Below are 16,417 nucleotides of genomic sequence, written 5' to 3' on the forward strand. Positions count from 1 at the left end.
CTGAATCAAACGTCCAGAGTTTTGACGGGATCCGGTGTTCGTCCACCAGGCGACCGGTAGGCTGGTGCGGTGAGCATGGATATTGAGATCGGCCGGTCAAAGCGCGCACGGCGCGCCTACGCGTTCGACGACATCGCCGTCGTCCCGTCGCGGCGGACCCGCGACCCACAGGACGTCTCGGTGTCCTGGTCGATCGACGCCTACCAGTTCGAGATCCCGGTGCTCGCAGCACCGATGGACTCCGTCGTCTCGCCGACGACCGCGATCATGATGGGCCAGCTCGGCGGCGTCGGCGTCCTCGACCTCGAGGGCCTCTGGACGCGGTACGAAGACCCCGAGCCGCTGCTCGCCGAGATCCGGTCGTTGCCGGTCGGCCGAGCGACCGCGCGCATGCAGGAGATCTACTCGGAGCCCATCAAGCCCGAACTCGTCACCGCCCGGCTCGCCGAGATCCGCGCGGCCGGAGTCACCGTCGCCGCAGCCCTCTCGCCGCAGCGCACGCAGGAGCTCTACGAGACCGTCGTCGCCGCAGGGGTCGACCTCTTCGTCATCCGCGGCACGACCGTGTCCGCCGAGCACGTCTCCAAGAACCAGGAGCCGCTCAACCTCAAGAAGTTCATCTACGAGCTCGACGTCCCCGTGATCGTCGGCGGCGCGGCCACCTACACCGCGGCCCTGCACCTCATGCGGACCGGGGCGGCCGGTGTGCTCGTCGGCTTCGGCGGCGGTGCCGCCTCCACCACGCGGGCCTCGCTCGGCATCCACGCCCCGATGGCGACCGCCGTGGCCGACGTCGCCGGTGCGCGTCGCGACTACCTCGACGAGTCCGGCGGCCGCTACGTGCACGTCATCGCCGACGGCGGTCTCGGAACCTCGGGCGACATCGTCAAGGCCGTCGCGATGGGTGCCGACGCCGTCATGCTCGGGACCGCATTGGCCCGCGCCACCGACGCACCCGGTGGTGGCTGGCACTGGGGTGCCGAGGCGCACCACCTGCACCTGCCGCGCGGTCGCCGTGTCGAGGTCGGCACCGTCGCGACCCTCGAGGAGATCCTCTACGGCCCGTCGCCGAAGTCGGACGGCACGGCCAACCTCATCGGCGCGCTCCGTCGCTCGATGGCCACCACCGGCTACTCCGACCTCAAGGAGTTCCAGCGGGTCGAGGTCGTCGTCGCGCCGTACCAGGGCGCCTAGCCCTGCCGGAAGCGAGTCGCTTCCGCAAGCGGTTGTCGGGTCGCATCGCGCCGACTAGCCTCTGAGGCAGAGCCTCGTGGACGAGCACCTGCCTCCGGCAGGATCATCGCGAGGGCGGTTCCAGCGAGCGGAGTTCGACGATGGCCACCACCCACAACAACGTGTCACGTTCCACCAAGCTGGGGATGGAGGAGCGCGACGCCGCGATCGAAGCGTTGAAGTCGAAAGAGCTCGACATCCTCGTCGTCGGTGGTGGCATCGTGGGCACCGGTGCTGCGCTCGACGCCGTCACGCGCGGTCTGAGCACCGGTCTGCTCGAGGCACGCGACTGGGCGAGCGGTACCTCGAGCCGCTCCTCGAAGCTCGTGCACGGCGGTATCCGCTACCTCGAACAACTCGACTTCCGACTCGTCCGGGAGGCGCTCATCGAGCGCGGGTTGCTGCTGCAGCGCATCGCGCCGCACCTCGTGAAGCCGGTCCGGTTCCTGTACCCGCTCAACAAGCCGGTCTTCGAACGCCTCTACATCGGCGCCGGCATGCTGCTCTACGACCTCTTCAGCTGGAGCGGTGGCCGTCCGCCCGGCGTCCCGCACCACCGGCACCTGTCCAAGCGTCAGGTCCTGACCTCGATCCCGAGCCTCAAGTCGGACGCGTTCGTCGGCGGACTCACCTACTACGACGCCCAGGTCGACGACGCCCGCTACGTCTCGTCCCTCGCGCGGACGGCGTCCGCCTACGGCGCGCACGTCGCGAGCCGCGTACGGGTCGAGGGGTTCGTCAAGGTCGGACAGCGCGTCGTGGGCGTCAAGGCGCACGACCTGCAGACCGACGAGCGCTTCGAGATCCGTGCCAAGCAGGTCGTCAACGCGACCGGGGTGTGGACCGACGACACGCAGTCGATGGTGGGGGAGCGGGGCCAGTTCAAGGTCCGCGCGTCGAAGGGCATCCACCTCGTCGTCCCGCGCGACCGCTTCCAGTCGAACATGGGCCTCCTGCTCCGCACGGAGAAGAGCGTCCTCTTCGTCATCCCGTGGGGCCGGCACTGGCTCATCGGCACGACCGACACGGACTGGCACCTCGACAAGGCGCACCCGGCGGCGACGGCGGCCGACATCGACTACCTGCTCGACCACGTCAACACGATCCTGGCCGTGCCGCTGACCCGAGAGGACGTCGAGGGCGTCTACGCCGGACTCCGTCCGCTGCTGGCCGGCGAATCGGAGCAGACGTCGAAGCTCTCTCGCGAGCACCTGGTCGCGCACTCCGTGCCCGGTCTCGTGGTCATCGCCGGCGGCAAGTGGACCACCTACCGGGTCATGGCGAAGGACGCGATCGACGCCGCGGTGGACGCACTCGACGGCAAGATCCCGGCCAGCGCGACGGAGAACATCGCCCTCCTCGGAGCCGAGGGGTACCAGGCGGCCTGGAACAAGCGTGGCAAGATCGCGCGGGCCTTCGGGGTGCACACGGCGCGCATCGAGCACCTGCTGAACCGTTACGGCGTCCTGACGGACGAGCTGCTCGACCTCATCAAGGAGGACCCGACGCTCGCCGAAGCGCTGCCGGGGGCGGACGACTACATCGGGGCGGAGGTCGTCTACGCGGCCTCCCACGAGGGTGCCCTCCACCTCGACGACGTCCTCGCCCGTCGGACCCGCATCTCCATCGAGGCCTGGGACCGCGGTGTCTCGGCGGCCCCGGTCGCGGCGAAGCTCATGGGTGGGGTCCTCGGGTGGGACGAGGAGCGCATCGAGAAGGAGGTCTCCTACTACCTCACGCGCGTCGCAGCGGAGCGGGCCTCGCAGGAACAGCCGAACGACGAGGCCGCCGACCGCGTGCGCCTGGAGGCACCGGACATCGTCCCAGGGGCCTGAACCGGCGGTGATCGCCCGCAGCGCAACGGCTGCGGGCGCCTCGGGCGAGCGGGCCAGGTGTGGCGGATAGACTAGGAGGACTGCCACAACAAGCCTGAGGAGTACAGCCATGGTGGATGTTCGGCGGGTCAAACTTCCCGGGGTCGGTGTGCTCCACACCTTCGTCACGGACGACGGCGGCAAGGTCGGCGTCATCGCCCACCGGTCCGGCCACAGCGACCTCATCACCTTCGCCGACCACGAGGACGGTGCCGATGCCGGCAAGGTGTCGCTCCGGCTCAACGAGGATGAGGCGCACACGCTGGCCGAACTCCTCGGTGGCACGCAGATCACCGAGTCGCTCAGCGCGCTCGACCAGATCCCCGGCCTCAGCATCGACTGGTTCACCGTCGACTATGAAGACCACATCGCCGGGCAGCCGCTCGGCAACCCCGCCGAGAAGGGCATGGTCGGGCTGACCGTCGTCGCCGTCGTGCGCGGCGACTCCGCAAACCCGGCCCCCGCGGCGGACTTCCGGGTCTTCCCGGGGGACACCCTCGTCGTCGCGGGCAGCCCCGAGAAGGTCGCCAAGGCCTTCGCCTACTTCCGTTCGGGCGCCGTCAAGAAGGTCGCCGTCGACGCTCCGCCCGGAGGGTAGGCATGCTGCACGCCGCGACCGATAACCCCACCTCGGCCAGGATCTGCTCATCCTCGGCGTCCTGTTCGTCATCGCCTACATCCTCGGCCGCCTCGGCAAGCTGATCGGCCTCCCGTCGATCCCCGTCTACATGCTCGTGGGCCTGCTCGCGAGTCCGTACACGGGCTGGTTCCCGCTCGACTTCGCCAGCGCACAGATCGAACTCATCGCCGTCTTCGGCCTGGTGCTCCTGCTGTTCAACCTCGGCCTGGAGTTCGATCAGGACGAGTTCTTCGGCAACGCCGGGAAGCTCATCGTCTCCGGCGGCTCCTACATCCTCGTCAACATGGCCGCCGGGCTGGTGTTCGGGTTCCTGGTCGGGTGGGGCACGCGGGAGGCGCTCATCATCGCCGGCATCACGGCGACGAGCTCGAGCGCGATCGTCACGAAGCTCCTCATCGAGCTCAAACGGCTGACGAACGACGAGACGCCGATGATCCTGGGCGTCACCGTGGTGGAGGACATCTTCATCGCGATCTACCTCGCCATCGTCGGTGTCGTCCTGAGCGGCGAGACCGAGGTGTGGCCCGTCATCGGCAAGCTCGCGATCGCCTTCACGTTCATCCTCGTGATGTTCGCGATCGCGCGGTTCGGCGGACGGTTCGTGTCGCGGCTGTTCCGCACCAAGGACGACGAGCTCTTCACGATCCTGTTCTTCGGCCTCGCGGTCGCGTTCGGCGGCATCGGCGAGCTCCTCGGGGTCACCGACGCGATCGGCGCCTTCCTCATCGGGCTGGTCCTCGGTGCTACCCGGTTCCGCAACAAGATCGAGCAGATCGCGATCCCGCTCCGCGACGTGTTCGGTGCGTTCTTCTTCCTGAACTTCGGGCTCGCGCTCGACGCGACGAAGTTCGGCAGCGTCCTCGTCCCGGTCCTCCTCGCCGTCCTCATGACGGTGGTCCTCAACGTCCTGGCCGGTCAGTTCGTCGCCTGGCTCAACGGACTCGGGCCGCAAGCGGGGATCAACGCCGCGGTCATCCTGCAGAATCGCGGCGAGTTCGCCCTCATCCTCGCGACGCTCTCGCTGAGCGCGGGTCTCAACCCGCTCATCCAACCGTTCGCCGGGCTCTACGTGCTCATCATGGCCGTGATGGGCCCGATCGTCGCCGGTCGGTCCGAGCAGATCGGCGCCGTCATCCTGCGTCCGCGTCGCCGGAAGGCGCGCCGAGCGGAGCAGGTCGACACGACGGCGGAGGAGGCCATCGCGCTCGTCGAGGGCGCGGGCGACGACCAGGACACGACGCCCGTCGACACCGATCAGGCGGCCATCGACCGACTCGTCGAGCAGGCGATGAACGACCAGGAACCACCAGCACGAAAGCGAGAGCCCGATTACTAGCACCGCCCCGTCGGCACCAGGCCCCGACAACCACGGACAGGTCCGTCCGACGCTCCGCTCCGTCATGCTGCGTCCCCGGTGGATCGGCGTCCTCATCCTCTGTCTCGCCGTCGCGGGCGCGTTCGCCGCGCTCGGGCAGTGGCAGCTCGCTCGCGCCATCGAATCCGGGCAGGTGGTACCGACTGAGACCGAGTCGGTCCGGCCGCTCGCAGACGTCCTCGAGCCGGGCGTCGGCATCCGAGAGGCGGACGCCGGCCAGCGGGTGAGCGTCTCAGGTACGTGGGTACCGGAGGACTATCTGGTGGTGGGCAACCGGGTGAACGACGGCACGCTCGGGTACTGGGTGACGGGCCACCTGGCGACCGACCGCTCCGACCAGGCCGGTCTCGCCGTCGCGCTCGGGTGGACGAAGGACCGCGAGACCGCCGACCGTGTCGCGGAGGTCCTGAACGCGGACGCCCCCACCGGCGCTGTCGAGCTCGAAGGGCGACTGAACCCGCCGGAGGGCCCGGAGGAGCCGGCTGCGGACGCCGCACCGACCGACCTCGACAACATGTCGGTCGCCGCCCTGCTGAACCGCTGGAACGACGCCGACGGCCTGCGGGTGTTCAGCGCGTTCGTCGTGGACGACGTCGCCGTCGACGGACTCGAGCCCATCTCGTCACCCGCGCCCAGCCAGGAGATCCAGCTCAACTGGTTGAACATCTTCTACGCAGCCGAGTGGGTCGTCTTCGCGTGCTTCGCCGTGTTCCTCTGGTTCCGGCTCGCCAAGGACGCTTGGGAGCGCGAGATCGAGGAGCTCGAGGACGCCGAGGAGGAAGCCGCAGCGCTCCGTCCGTGATGTCCGGTCGCAGGGCGGCCGCGGGTAGGATGGGGGCATGCCCCTCCAGCCGAAACCGTCGACGTTTCCCGCGATCCGAGGCGCGCTGAAGTTCTACCAGGTGGCCGCCCCCATCACCGGTGTGCTGCTCCTGTCGCTCTGCGCCGAGATGCTCATGAAGTACGCGTTCGGCCTCGAGCTCGAGCTCGGCGGTGCCTACGGCTTCCTCGCCTTCGTGCCCTCCGGCACCGCCACCGCGGTCAACCTCAGCACGGGCATCCTCATCATCCACGGCTGGTTCTACGTCGTGTACCTGTTCGCCGCGTTCCGGCTCTGGAGCCTCATGCGGTGGAACGTCCTGCGTCTGCTCTGGCTCGCGCTCGGCGGCATCATCCCGTTCCTGTCCTTCTTCTTCGAGAGCCGCATCCCGCGGGAAGTGAAGGGCTACCTCTCCGGCCGCGAAGCAGCAGCGGCCGCCGAACCCGTGGAGTCCATGCAGTGAGTGAAACCACCCCCGCCGCCGCAGCGGAGCAGACCGCCGCCCGACCGGTCCTCGTCGTCGACTTCGGCGCGCAGTACGCGCAGCTGATCGCGCGGCGCGTCCGCGAAGCCGGCGTGTACTCCGAGATCGTGCCGCACACCGTGTCCGCCGCCGAGGTCGCCGCCAAGAACCCCGTCGGGATCGTGCTGTCCGGCGGTCCGTCCAGCGTGTACGAGCTGGGCGCTCCGTCGCTCGACGAGGGCATCCTCGAGCTCGGCGTCCCGACCTTCGGCATCTGCTACGGCTTCCAGGTCATGGCCAAGCAGCTCGGCGGAGAGGTCGCGCACACCGGTCTCCGGGAGTACGGCGCCACCGACGCGACCAGCGTCGTTGACGTCCCGGGCACCCTCCTGCACGGCGTCCCGACCGAGCAGAACGTCTGGATGAGCCACGGCGACTCCGTCTCCAAGGCCCCCGAGGGCTTCGAGGTCCTCGCCTCGACCGCCTCGACCCCGGTCGCCGCCTTCGCGAATGCGGAACGCGGCCTCTACGGCGTCCAGTGGCACCCCGAGGTCAAGCACACCGCCTACGGTCAGCAGGTGCTCGAGAACTTCCTCCACCGGGCGGCGGGCATCCCGGCCGACTGGAACAGCGGCAACGTCATCGCCGAACAGGTCGACCGCATCCGCGCCCAGGTGGGCGACGCCAAGGTCATCTGCGGGCTCTCCGGCGGTGTCGACTCGGCCGTCGCCGCGGCGCTCGTGCACAAGGCCGTCGGCGACCAGCTCGTCTGCATCTTCGTCGACCACGGCCTGCTCCGGAAGGACGAGCGACGCCAGGTCGAGGAGGACTTCGTCGCCTCGACCGGCGTCCGGCTGGTCACGGTCGACGCCCGCGAGCAGTTCCTGTCGGCCCTCGCCGGTGTCAGCGACCCGGAGCAGAAGCGCAAGATCATCGGCCGCGAGTTCATCCGGTCCTTCGAACAGGCCGAGATCGACCTTGTGAAGGAGGCCCAGAGCGAGGGCGAGCCCATCCGCTTCCTCGTCCAGGGGACGCTGTACCCGGACGTCGTCGAGTCCGGTGGCGGATCCGGTACGGCCAACATCAAGAGCCACCACAACGTCGGCGGCCTGCCGGAAGACCTCCAGTTCGAACTCGTCGAGCCCCTGCGTACCCTGTTCAAGGACGAGGTCCGGGCGATCGGCCGCGAGCTGGGCCTCCCGGAGGAGATCGTCGGCCGTCAGCCGTTCCCTGGTCCCGGACTCGGTATCCGCATCGTCGGTGAGGTCACGGCCGAGCGTCTCGACCTCCTCCGCGACGCCGACGCGATCGTCCGCGAGGAACTGACCGCGGCCGGGCTCGACCAGGAGATCTGGCAGTGCCCCGTGGTCCTGCTGGCGGACGTCCGTTCCGTGGGCGTCCAGGGCGACGGCCGCACCTACGGTCACCCGATCGTGCTGCGACCGGTCTCGTCTGAAGACGCCATGACCGCCGACTGGACCCGCTTGCCCTACGACGTCCTCGCGCGCATCAGCAACCGCATCACCAACGAGGTGAAGGATGTCAACCGCGTCGTGCTCGACGTCACGTCGAAGCCACCGGGGACCATCGAGTGGGAGTGATCGCTCCCTGAGTCATCGGAAGGCCGTCCCGTTCGCGGGGCGGCCTTCCGTCGTCCGCGCCCTTCGACAAGCTCAGGGACCGCGGTGGGTGGCTCAGGACCGGGGAAAACTCGGCGTCCGGCCCGGCGAACGACGAAGGCCCGCCCCGCGAACGGGACGGGCCTTGCCATGCGTGGGCTCCTAGTTGCGGGAGATGGCCAGCAGACGCAGGATCTCGACGTAAATCCAGATGACCGTGACCATGATGCCGAAGGCGCCGGTCCAGCCGTACTTGGCAGGTGCGCGGTTCTGCACGCCGCGCTGGATGAAGTCGAAGTCGAGCACCAGCGAGTACGCACCCATCAGCACCGCGAAGATGCCGATGACGATCCCGAGGGGGATGCCGAAGATCGTCGCGCCGTAGAGGCCGAACGGGTTGTTCAGCACGCCCGTGAACATGAGCACGAGGTTGAGGAGCTGGAAGACGCCGTAGCCGATTATGGCGACGAGGAAGACCTTCGTCAGCTTCTTGGAGGCGCGGACCTTGCCGCTCGCGAAGAGCGCGAGGGTCACGCCGACGACGGCGAGGGTCGCGAGGACCGCCTGGACGACGACACCGGACCAGGCCGGGTTCGCCTCGAAGACGCGCGAGATGCCGCCGACGAAGAGTCCCTGGAACACGGCGTATCCGAGGATGAGCGCCGGGACCGGTTCCTTCTTGAAGGAGTTGACGAGGCCGAGGCCCAGGCCACCGATCATGCCGATGATCATGGGGAGGGCGTAGCCGCTACCTGCCTGCAGGAGGGAGGTCGTCCACATCCAGGAGATGACGGCGAACACGACGAGGACGGCGAACGAGCCGAGCGTCTTGACGAGCGTGTTCTCGATCGTCATGCGGTCGGCGGTGCCGACGCCCGCCGGTGCGGTGGGCTGCTCGTACATCTTGCGGAGCTGTTCGGCGGTCAGCGAGGGGTTCGCTGCTTGAGCTGCCTGCAGCGTCCCGCCTCCCTGCTTCGCGAATGCCGGGTTCTTCGAGAACGCGGGATTGTCGAGGGCCATGGCTGATTCCTACTCTCAGTCGTGGAGGCTGTGTCGCGCCAAGCGGCGCTGCTGACACCCAGAGTATCCGAGTTCCCTTTGAATCAGCCGGGTCGCGCGTGGAAAACCCCGAACGGACGCCGATGTTCGCGGCGGGCTGACAGCCGGCACCCTGCGCGCACGCCGGAGCGTCGTCCTAGGCTGATGGCGTGCGCATCGACTCCCTGCCCAACCCGCTCGTCATCGGACATCGCGGGGCTCCCGGTTACCGCCCCGAGCACACCGAGTCCTCCTACCGCTTGGCCGTCGCGCTCGGTGCGGACGCCGTCGAGCCCGATCTCGTCGCGTCGAAGGACGGAGTCCTCGTGGTCCGACACGAGAACGAGATCTCCGGGACGACCGACGTCGCCGCCCGAGCGGAGTTCGCCGACCGGCGGACGACGAAGCGAGTCGACGGCCACGAGCTGACCGGGTGGTTCACCGAGGACTTCACCTGGGCCGAGCTGTCGACCCTGACCGCACGTGAGCGGATCCCCGAGGTGCGGACAGTGAGTGCGGGATTCGACGGCACCGAGGGCATCCTGCGGTTCGCCGACCTCGTCGCGGTCGTGCGCAGTGCCTCCGGAACGCACCGACGACCCGTCGGCATCGTGGCCGAGGTGAAACACGCCGACTACTTCGCGTCGATCGGCCTCCCGCTCGATCGACTCCTGGCCGAGGAGCTTGCCGCCCTGGGCTTCGGCACCGATCCCGATGCCGAGCCGCTCATCATCGAGTCGTTCGAGCAATCGGTCCTCATGGCGTTGCAAGCCCGCCGGGTGCAGGCGGAGTTCGTGTACCTCATCGAGCGGTCCGGCAGGCCGAGTGACCTCGTCGCCCGGCTGGGGGATTCGGCCCCGTCCTACGCCGACGCGATGACCGACGCCGGACTCGCTGCGCTCGCCCTCGAGGTCGACGCCATCAGCGTGGACAAGGCGATGCTCATCGACCTGGGCGACGACGACGGTCCCCGGCCGACGGACCTCGTGGAGCGCGCCCACGCGGCTGGCCTGCGTGTCTACACCTGGACGCTCCGCCCCGAGAACCGGTTCCTCGCGCCACCCTTCCGGGACGGGGCCGATCCGGCGGCGGTCGGCCGCTGGCTCGAGGAGTTCGTCCTGGTGCTCTCTTCGGGGGTCGACGGCTGCTTCGTCGACCAGGCCGATCTCGGTGTCGCCGCACGGTCGGCGGCCGGCGACCGTCCGGATCACCGCGACGGCGGTGCTCGGCCGAGCGATGTCGGAGGCAGCGCCTAGACTTGCAGGCGATATGGCGAGCTCTCCTTCTTCGAACGCCGACGCCGTGCAACCGGTGATCGTCGGCTGGCCCACGGCAACCGTCCCCGAGTCGTCCTCCGACGAGCATGCCGGCGGGAGTCGGCTGCTGGAAGGGCTCAACCCGCAGCAACGGATCGCGGTGGAGTACCGGGGCCAGGCCCTGCTCATCGTCGCCGGTGCCGGGTCCGGCAAGACGAGTGTGCTCACCCGCCGCGTCGCGCTGCTGCTCGAACAGCGCGAGGCCTGGCCGAGCCAGATCCTGGCGATCACCTTCACCAACAAGGCCGCCGCCGAGATGCGCGAGCGCGTGCAGGCGCTCGTCGGCCAGGCCGCGCAGGGCATGTGGATCTCCACCTTCCACTCCGCCTGCGTCCGCATCCTCCGCCGCGAGGCCGAGCACTTCGGCTTCACCAAGAACTTCACGATCTACGACAGCGGCGACCAACGTGCCCTCCTGAAGCGCATCATCAAGGAGCTCGAGGCCGACGCATACGGCTTCACGCCGTCGAACACCTCGGCGAAGATCTCGAAGCTCAAGAACGAGCTGTCGGACGTCGAGTCGTACTCCCGCACGATCAACACGAACGACCCGCAGGAACTCGTGTTCCTGCAGGTCTTCCGGAAGTACACGCGCGCGTTGGCCGACGCGAACGCCTTCGACTTCGACGATCTCATCAGCCAGACGGTGTTCCTCTTCCGGGCGTTCCCGCACGTCGCTGCGCAGTACCAGCAGCGGTTCCGCCACATCCTCGTCGACGAGTACCAGGACACCAACCACGCCCAGTACTCGCTCATCCGGGAGCTCACCCGCGCGCCCGAGGCAGGCACGGATCAGCTCGCCGTCACACGCACCGAGGGTGCCTCGCTGACCGTCGTCGGCGACTCGGACCAGTCGATCTACGCGTTCCGCGGGGCCGACATCCGGAACATCACCGAATTCGAGCGCGACTTCCCGGGCGCCAAGGTGGTGCTGCTCGAGCAGAACTACCGCTCCACGCAGAACATCCTCTCGGCGGCGAACGCGGTCATCTCCAACAACTTCGACCGCAAGGACAAGAAGCTCTGGACGGCCGTCGGCGACGGGGAGAAGATCGTCGGCTTCACGGGATACTCCGGCCACGACGAGGCGCAGTTCATCGCCGACGAGATCGAGAAGCTCCGGAACGCCGGTACGGCCTACAGCGACATCGCCGTGTTCTACCGGACGAACGCCCAGACGCGTGCGCTCGAAGAGATTTTCATCCGCGCGGCCCTCCCGTACCGGATCATGGGCGGCACCAAGTTCTACGAACGCGCCGAGATCAAGGACGCCCTCGCCTACCTCGTGTCGGTCGCGAACCCGGCCGACATCATGGCGTTGCGGCGCATCCTGAACACGCCCAAGCGTGGCATCGGGCCGGCGACGGAGACGGCGCTCGCGAGCTTCGCGGAGAACAACGGCGTCACGTTCCGCGAGGCGATGCGGCGCGCCGACGCGCTCGGGCTCGGGCCGAAGGTCACGAGCGCGATCCTGCAGCTGTCAGCCCTCCTCGACGAAGCGCAGGCCGCGCTCGACGACGCCGCTGCAGCCGACCGCCCGACGGCGTCCGCGACCGCGGTCGGCGACGTCCTGTCGCTCCTCATGACGAAGAGCGGCTACCTCGACTCCTTGCGCAACAGTCGCGACCCACAGGACGAAGCACGCGCCGAGAACGTCGACGAGCTCATCGCTGTCACCAAGGAGTTCGCCAAGAACAACCCTGACGGCGGCATCGTCGACTTCCTGACCGAGGTCTCGCTCGTCGCTGCGGCCGACGACCTCGACGACGCGACGGGCAGCGTGTCGCTCATGACCCTGCACACGGCGAAGGGGCTCGAATACGACGCGGTCTTCCTGACGGGCATCGAGGAGGACCTCCTCCCGCACCGGATGTCGGCGAACGAGCCGGGCGGACCAGCCGAGGAGCGGCGCCTGTTCTACGTCGGCATCACGCGCGCCCGCAAGCGCCTGTACCTCTCGCTGGCGATGACGCGTGCGCAGTACGGCGAGACGGCCGTCGCGATGCCCAGCCGCTACCTCCAGGAGATCCCGGCGGAACTCATCGAGTGGCGCCAGTCGCCCGGTAACGTCAACGGTCGTGGTGGCACGCAGTCGCGTGCGTTGAACGCCCGTCGTGCCCCCTCGAGCGACCGCTGGTCGGTCCGCTCCCTCCCCGAGGGCGCCTCCGCGGGCGACACCCGGTTCTCCGGCGGTTCGAGTAAGCCGGAGACGGCCTGGGCGAACCGCATCACGGCGAAGGTCCGCGACAACGGCGATCTCGAGCTCGCTCCCGGCGACCGCATCTCCCACGCGGACTTCGGACCGGGCCGGGTGAACGCGGTGACCGGCGAGGGCGCGAAGCGCATCGCCCACGTCCAGTTCGAGTCAGCCGGGGCGAAGAAGTTGCTGATCAAGATCGCACCCATCGAGAAGCTCGACTGAGACCGCTGAGGCGCGTGCCGTCGGTCCGGGCGGTTCCCTGCGCCGGATCGAGCATCTAGGCTGATGCACCATGGGTCTGTTCTCCAAGCGCAACGCGTCCGATGCCCGATCTGCAGCCGTGGAGGCCGAGACCTCGGCACCTGAGGATGAGGTGGATCCGGCTGCCGAGGCGACGGAGACCGTGCCGCAGGTGTCGATCTCGGTCACGACGGTCAACGCGGCCGCTCGGACTCCGGAGGCGCCTGTCTCCGTGCCTGCTGCGTCGCCGGCCCCGGCGCCCGCACCCGTCGAGCCTGATTCCAACGTCGACCTCGCGCAGGCGCTCACGGCGCTGGCGGAGGGTGGCGATGAACGGGCGATGATGCACGTGTTGCGGCAGAGCATCCAGGGCAAGCTGCTGTTGTCCACGAGCCTCGACGGCGTCTCCGAGGAGGACAAGGCCGCCGGGCGCATCCCGCTCGGCGTCCACCGCGACCCGGAAGGAGCCGTCTACCTCCTCGCCTTCACCTCGTCGCGTGAGCTCGAGAAGACGCGGACGGCGGACGGGCCCGTCACCGGGGTCGCGGTGGACGCCGTCTGGGCACTCCGTCAGGCGACCGGCGACGGGTACGCCGGCATCGTCCTGAACCCCGCCGACGGTAAGGCGAGTGCGGTCGTCCCGAAGACGCTGATCGTGCGTCTGTTCGGGGATGGTCGGAACAACGACCTCGCGAAGCAGGCGCTCGCCCAGCCGCGGGAACCCGATGCCCTCCAGCGGTTGGTCGCCGCCCTCGCCGCGCACGGCGGGTTCGTGGCCGGTCGCGCCGAGGTCGACGAGGACGGCAACCGCAAGACCGTCGGCATCGCTGAGACCCGCCTCGGCGAGCGTCGTCTGCTGGAGGTCTTCACCTCGCCCATCGAGATCGCGGCGCTCGGCCGTGGCGACGACGCGTATCCCGTGACCGCCGCGGAACTGGCGGCCGCGCTCCGCAGCGACGAGGGCATCACCGGGATCATCGTGAACCCGGCAGCGCCCTGGCTCGACGTCAACCGCGCGCAGCTCGCACCCCTGCTCGACGTCCGCTGAGCCCCGCACCCGATCCACTGGGAACCAGCCGACGTCGGAACGCGAGCAGGACACCACCGAGGGCCAGTGCTCCGATCGCCGCCGAGCCAGCGAGGAGCAGAGACCGGTCGTCGGCACCGGTCTCGGCGAGGCGCTCCTCGTGGACGGGCGGTGTCGACGCGAGCGTGATCTCCGATGCGACCCCGAAGGCGGACCGCCAGGGACGGATCATCGTGCCACCGTCCTCCGGCAGGGTGTCACTCGGTTCGATGCGCTCGACCCAGACGTAGTAGCCGTCCGCGGGCAGGACACAGGACGGCGTCGTGTACTCACCGGGGCCGGCGTCGACGAGGGTCTCGACCTCGCAGACCACGGGCGCGCCGAGCGGTACCTCCGGCGATTCGACCGGCCGCTCCGTGAACGGTCCGAGGAGTTGGCTGCGAACGGTGACCGGGATCGGCGTGTACGGTCCGCCCTCCGGGCCGACGAGGCCCCACTCCGCGGCCAGGCCGGCGCCGGTCGCGATCCCGACCGACAGCCGGTCGGTGATCTCCGCTCCCGGAGTCGCCGTCGCGTGCGAGGTCGTGGTGGCGACGATCGGCTGGAAGGGGAGTGGCGTCGGCCGTTCCCGGTCGGCACTCGCCCCGGCCGAGACCGTGATGGGGCGGGCGACGAGGACACTCTGCACGTTGGCCGCGCTGCGGGCGATCGTGAGCCCTGAACCGTACGGCAGCTCGCCGAAGGTCGCACTCGCCGAGAACGACACGACGGCCCCGTCGGTGGCGGGCAGGATCCGCTGGCTCTCGCCGTTCCCGACGACCCGTTCGGTGGTGCCGTCCTCGAAGGTCGCGCCGTCGAGGGAGACCGTCCCGGTGTGGGTACCCGGCGGCAGCGTGGTGACCCCGGATGAGATGAAGTCGACGGCGAGTTCCGTTCGGACGAGGTCGAATCCGTCCTCGCCGCGTTCGATCGACATGGTGGCGCTCGCTCCCCGGCTCGCGCCCCCGGGGCCGTCCGCCTCGGCGAGCATCTGCTGGGCGAGGGAGAGCACCCGGTCGGCGCTCGCTCCGGCTCTCGCGGCGATCTGCGCCGGTGTCATGCCGTTCAGGCCGGTGATCATCCAGGTGGCGAGCTGACCGGCGGCCGCTTCGTCGGCGTCCTGGCTGGCACCCCAATGACGCGAGAGGTAGGCCAGGCGTGCGGCATCCTCCGGGGTGAACCACCCGAGCGAGTCTCCGTCGACGTGTTCGTAGGCGTGACCCGGCGGGATCGGGAGGTCGAGGTTGATGCAGAATCCGACCGTCCCGTCGTCGAAGGCCCACGAGCCGAGCCAGCGGCCGTTCGAGGCGTCGCGGTGGCCGTAGGCCGCACCGGTGGCGGTCAGTGCGGAGGACGCGGTGGCGCCGCCGAGGACGATGCCGAGGATGAGCGTCAGCAGGATCGGGACGGCGGCGAGGAGACGGAGTATCCGTGGTCTGCCGTCGAAGATGCGGCTGGTCTGGGGAGGTGGTGTGTTGTCATGCCCCCATCGTGCGAACCTCGGTACCGCGGTCAGCCGGGCGGGGATCCGAATGTGGACGGGAGGGCTCCGCCAGTGGGCTGTGGAGCGGTGCTGGAACGTCGTCAGCCGCGTTGGCGGACCGCTTCCGTGCGATCGCGCTCTCGCATCGCGCGGAGGTACCAGGCGGAGGGTGCCGCGCGCAGCCGCTGCGGAAGACGCGGCCAGACGGCTCGCGCGACGGCGACCCGCCGTGCGAAGCGACGCTGCTGCCGCGGCGTCCACCGGAACCCGTACGCGGCCCGCAAGTCGTCGGGTAGCAGCCCCGCCGTCACGAGCCGGACGAGCGGGAGCAGGCACCGGACGGCGACCGGTGCCGCGCGCGCGGTCATGAGCTCGACCGAGACGCCATGCGCCTCCGCGGTGACCTCGAGTCCGGCGACCCGGGCCGCGAAGTACTCGTCGAACGCGGCGCGGGTCGGAGGCCAACGGTCGGGCGGGAGCTGCAGACTCGTCCCCACGATCGCGTACTCACGGTGCAGGCGCTCCCGCGACTCCTCGTCGAGCGGGCCGAACACGAGCTCGTAGACCTGGACGGCGGTGTCGTACAGCGTGGCCGCGACCCAGAGCTGCGCATCGTGGTCGAACGCCGAGTACCCGGGAGCCGCCTCACCGGGCTGGGTGCGCACCGGTCCATGGGCGTGGTTCACCCGGCGGGCCGCGCTGCGCTGCTCGTCCGGTGTGCCGAGGGCGAGCGCGTAGACGAAGGTGAGGGTGGCGTGCAGCCGGTCGAGCGGACGGGAACTGAAGTCGCTGTGCCGGGCCACCCCGGCGGCGACCGAGGGGTCCGCGATCTGCAGCAGGATGGCCCGCCCGGCGCCGGCGACGAGGATGCCCTCGCGCGCGAGGTCCGCCATGCCGGTCATGGACCCGACCTTAGTCGTTCACTGTGAACGTCCGGTTGCGGCGCAGCGCTGGGGGTAGAGTCGTCACTGGCCCTTTTTCTCTCGCCGCCGAGATAACGCGCGGCCGAAAATCGCCACGACAATCACAGCAGAACGCGCGAAGCGCGGA

General features: G+C 69.3%; 12 protein-coding genes. 10 read left to right on the top strand and 2 right to left on the bottom strand.

Annotation, left to right across the window (positions count from 1 at the left end; translation table 11 throughout):
* Positions 1-75 precede the first annotated feature (75 nt).
* From FGL15_RS14550 to guaA, 7 genes are all read left to right on the top strand, one after another.
* Positions 76-1,194 carry a GuaB3 family IMP dehydrogenase-related protein gene (locus tag FGL15_RS14550; RefSeq protein WP_064296664.1) on the top strand — a complete coding sequence of 373 codons (1,119 nt, stop codon included), beginning with the start codon at positions 76-78 and terminating at the stop codon, positions 1,192-1,194.
* Between the two features lie 140 nt (positions 1,195-1,334).
* On the top strand, positions 1,335-3,068 hold the full coding sequence (locus tag FGL15_RS14555; RefSeq protein ID WP_191940639.1) for a glycerol-3-phosphate dehydrogenase/oxidase: 1,734 nt from the start codon (positions 1,335-1,337) through the stop codon (positions 3,066-3,068).
* 109 nt (positions 3,069-3,177) lie between these two features.
* Positions 3,178-3,705 (top strand): cation:proton antiporter regulatory subunit, encoded by a 528-nt coding sequence (locus FGL15_RS14560; RefSeq protein WP_056008027.1) that lies wholly within the window; start codon positions 3,178-3,180, stop codon positions 3,703-3,705.
* Between the two features lie 43 nt (positions 3,706-3,748).
* Positions 3,749-5,083 (top strand): cation:proton antiporter, encoded by a 1,335-nt coding sequence (locus tag FGL15_RS14565; RefSeq protein ID WP_138946539.1) that lies wholly within the window; start codon positions 3,749-3,751, stop codon positions 5,081-5,083.
* A gap of 64 nt (positions 5,084-5,147) precedes the next feature.
* On the top strand, positions 5,148-5,924 hold the full coding sequence (locus FGL15_RS14570; RefSeq protein WP_138946540.1) for an SURF1 family protein: 777 nt from the start codon (positions 5,148-5,150) through the stop codon (positions 5,922-5,924).
* A 37-nt stretch (positions 5,925-5,961) separates the two neighbouring features.
* Positions 5,962-6,405, top strand: coding sequence for a DUF3817 domain-containing protein (locus FGL15_RS14575; protein WP_056778703.1), 444 nt, complete (start codon positions 5,962-5,964; stop codon positions 6,403-6,405).
* Positions 6,402-8,006 carry a glutamine-hydrolyzing GMP synthase gene (gene guaA, locus FGL15_RS14580; protein ID WP_138946541.1) on the top strand — a complete coding sequence of 535 codons (1,605 nt, stop codon included), beginning with the start codon at positions 6,402-6,404 and terminating at the stop codon, positions 8,004-8,006. Before FGL15_RS14575 ends, guaA begins: the two co-directional genes overlap by 4 nt.
* Positions 8,007-8,186: 180 nt before the next feature.
* Here the strand turns inward: guaA and FGL15_RS14585 are convergent, their stop codons facing one another.
* Positions 8,187-9,044 (bottom strand): Bax inhibitor-1/YccA family protein, encoded by an 858-nt coding sequence (locus FGL15_RS14585; RefSeq protein ID WP_064296659.1) that lies wholly within the window; start codon positions 9,042-9,044, stop codon positions 8,187-8,189.
* A gap of 194 nt (positions 9,045-9,238) precedes the next feature.
* Here FGL15_RS14585 and FGL15_RS14590 point away from each other — a divergent pair, with 194 nt between their 5' ends.
* The 3 genes from FGL15_RS14590 to FGL15_RS14600 all read left to right on the top strand — a co-directional run bounded on the left by FGL15_RS14590 (position 9,239) and on the right by FGL15_RS14600 (position 13,866).
* Positions 9,239-10,318, top strand: coding sequence for a glycerophosphodiester phosphodiesterase family protein (locus tag FGL15_RS14590; RefSeq protein ID WP_138947329.1), 1,080 nt, complete (start codon positions 9,239-9,241; stop codon positions 10,316-10,318).
* A gap of 13 nt (positions 10,319-10,331) precedes the next feature.
* Positions 10,332-12,800, top strand: a complete 2,469-nt coding sequence (locus tag FGL15_RS14595) for an ATP-dependent helicase (RefSeq protein WP_138946542.1) — start codon at positions 10,332-10,334, stop codon at positions 12,798-12,800.
* A 70-nt stretch (positions 12,801-12,870) separates the two neighbouring features.
* Positions 12,871-13,866 carry an SseB family protein gene (locus FGL15_RS14600; protein ID WP_168223411.1) on the top strand — a complete coding sequence of 332 codons (996 nt, stop codon included), beginning with the start codon at positions 12,871-12,873 and terminating at the stop codon, positions 13,864-13,866.
* A 1,602-nt stretch (positions 13,867-15,468) separates the two neighbouring features.
* Here FGL15_RS14600 and FGL15_RS14605 read toward each other — a convergent pair.
* The gene (locus FGL15_RS14605; RefSeq protein ID WP_138946544.1) at positions 15,469-16,269 is read right to left on the bottom strand and encodes an oxygenase MpaB family protein; all 801 of its coding nucleotides are present in this window, start codon (positions 16,267-16,269) and stop codon (positions 15,469-15,471) included.
* Positions 16,270-16,417: the final 148 nt, after the last annotated feature.

This window comes from Plantibacter sp. M259 (assembly GCF_006065115.1).
GTDB classification, from domain to species: domain Bacteria; phylum Actinomycetota; class Actinomycetes; order Actinomycetales; family Microbacteriaceae; genus Plantibacter; species Plantibacter auratus.

What these genes read in the sequence shown, in the direction of transcription:
- FGL15_RS14550 (WP_064296664.1), top strand. Translation starts at nt 76, where the DNA reads ATGGATATTGAGATCGGCCGGTCAAAGCGCGCACGGCGCGCCTACGCG.
- FGL15_RS14555 (WP_191940639.1), top strand. Translation starts at nt 1,335, where the DNA reads ATGGCCACCACCCACAACAACGTGTCACGTTCCACCAAGCTGGGGATG.
- FGL15_RS14560 (WP_056008027.1), top strand. Translation starts at nt 3,178, where the DNA reads ATGGTGGATGTTCGGCGGGTCAAACTTCCCGGGGTCGGTGTGCTCCAC.
- FGL15_RS14570 (WP_138946540.1), top strand. Translation starts at nt 5,148, where the DNA reads ATGCTGCGTCCCCGGTGGATCGGCGTCCTCATCCTCTGTCTCGCCGTC.
- FGL15_RS14575 (WP_056778703.1), top strand. Translation starts at nt 5,962, where the DNA reads ATGCCCCTCCAGCCGAAACCGTCGACGTTTCCCGCGATCCGAGGCGCG.
- FGL15_RS14585 (WP_064296659.1), bottom strand. Translation starts at nt 9,044, where the DNA reads ATGGCCCTCGACAATCCCGCGTTCTCGAAGAACCCGGCATTCGCGAAG.
- FGL15_RS14595 (WP_138946542.1), top strand. Translation starts at nt 10,332, where the DNA reads ATGGCGAGCTCTCCTTCTTCGAACGCCGACGCCGTGCAACCGGTGATC.
- FGL15_RS14600 (WP_168223411.1), top strand. Translation starts at nt 12,871, where the DNA reads ATGGGTCTGTTCTCCAAGCGCAACGCGTCCGATGCCCGATCTGCAGCC.
- FGL15_RS14605 (WP_138946544.1), bottom strand. Translation starts at nt 16,269, where the DNA reads ATGACCGGCATGGCGGACCTCGCGCGCGAGGGCATCCTCGTCGCCGGC.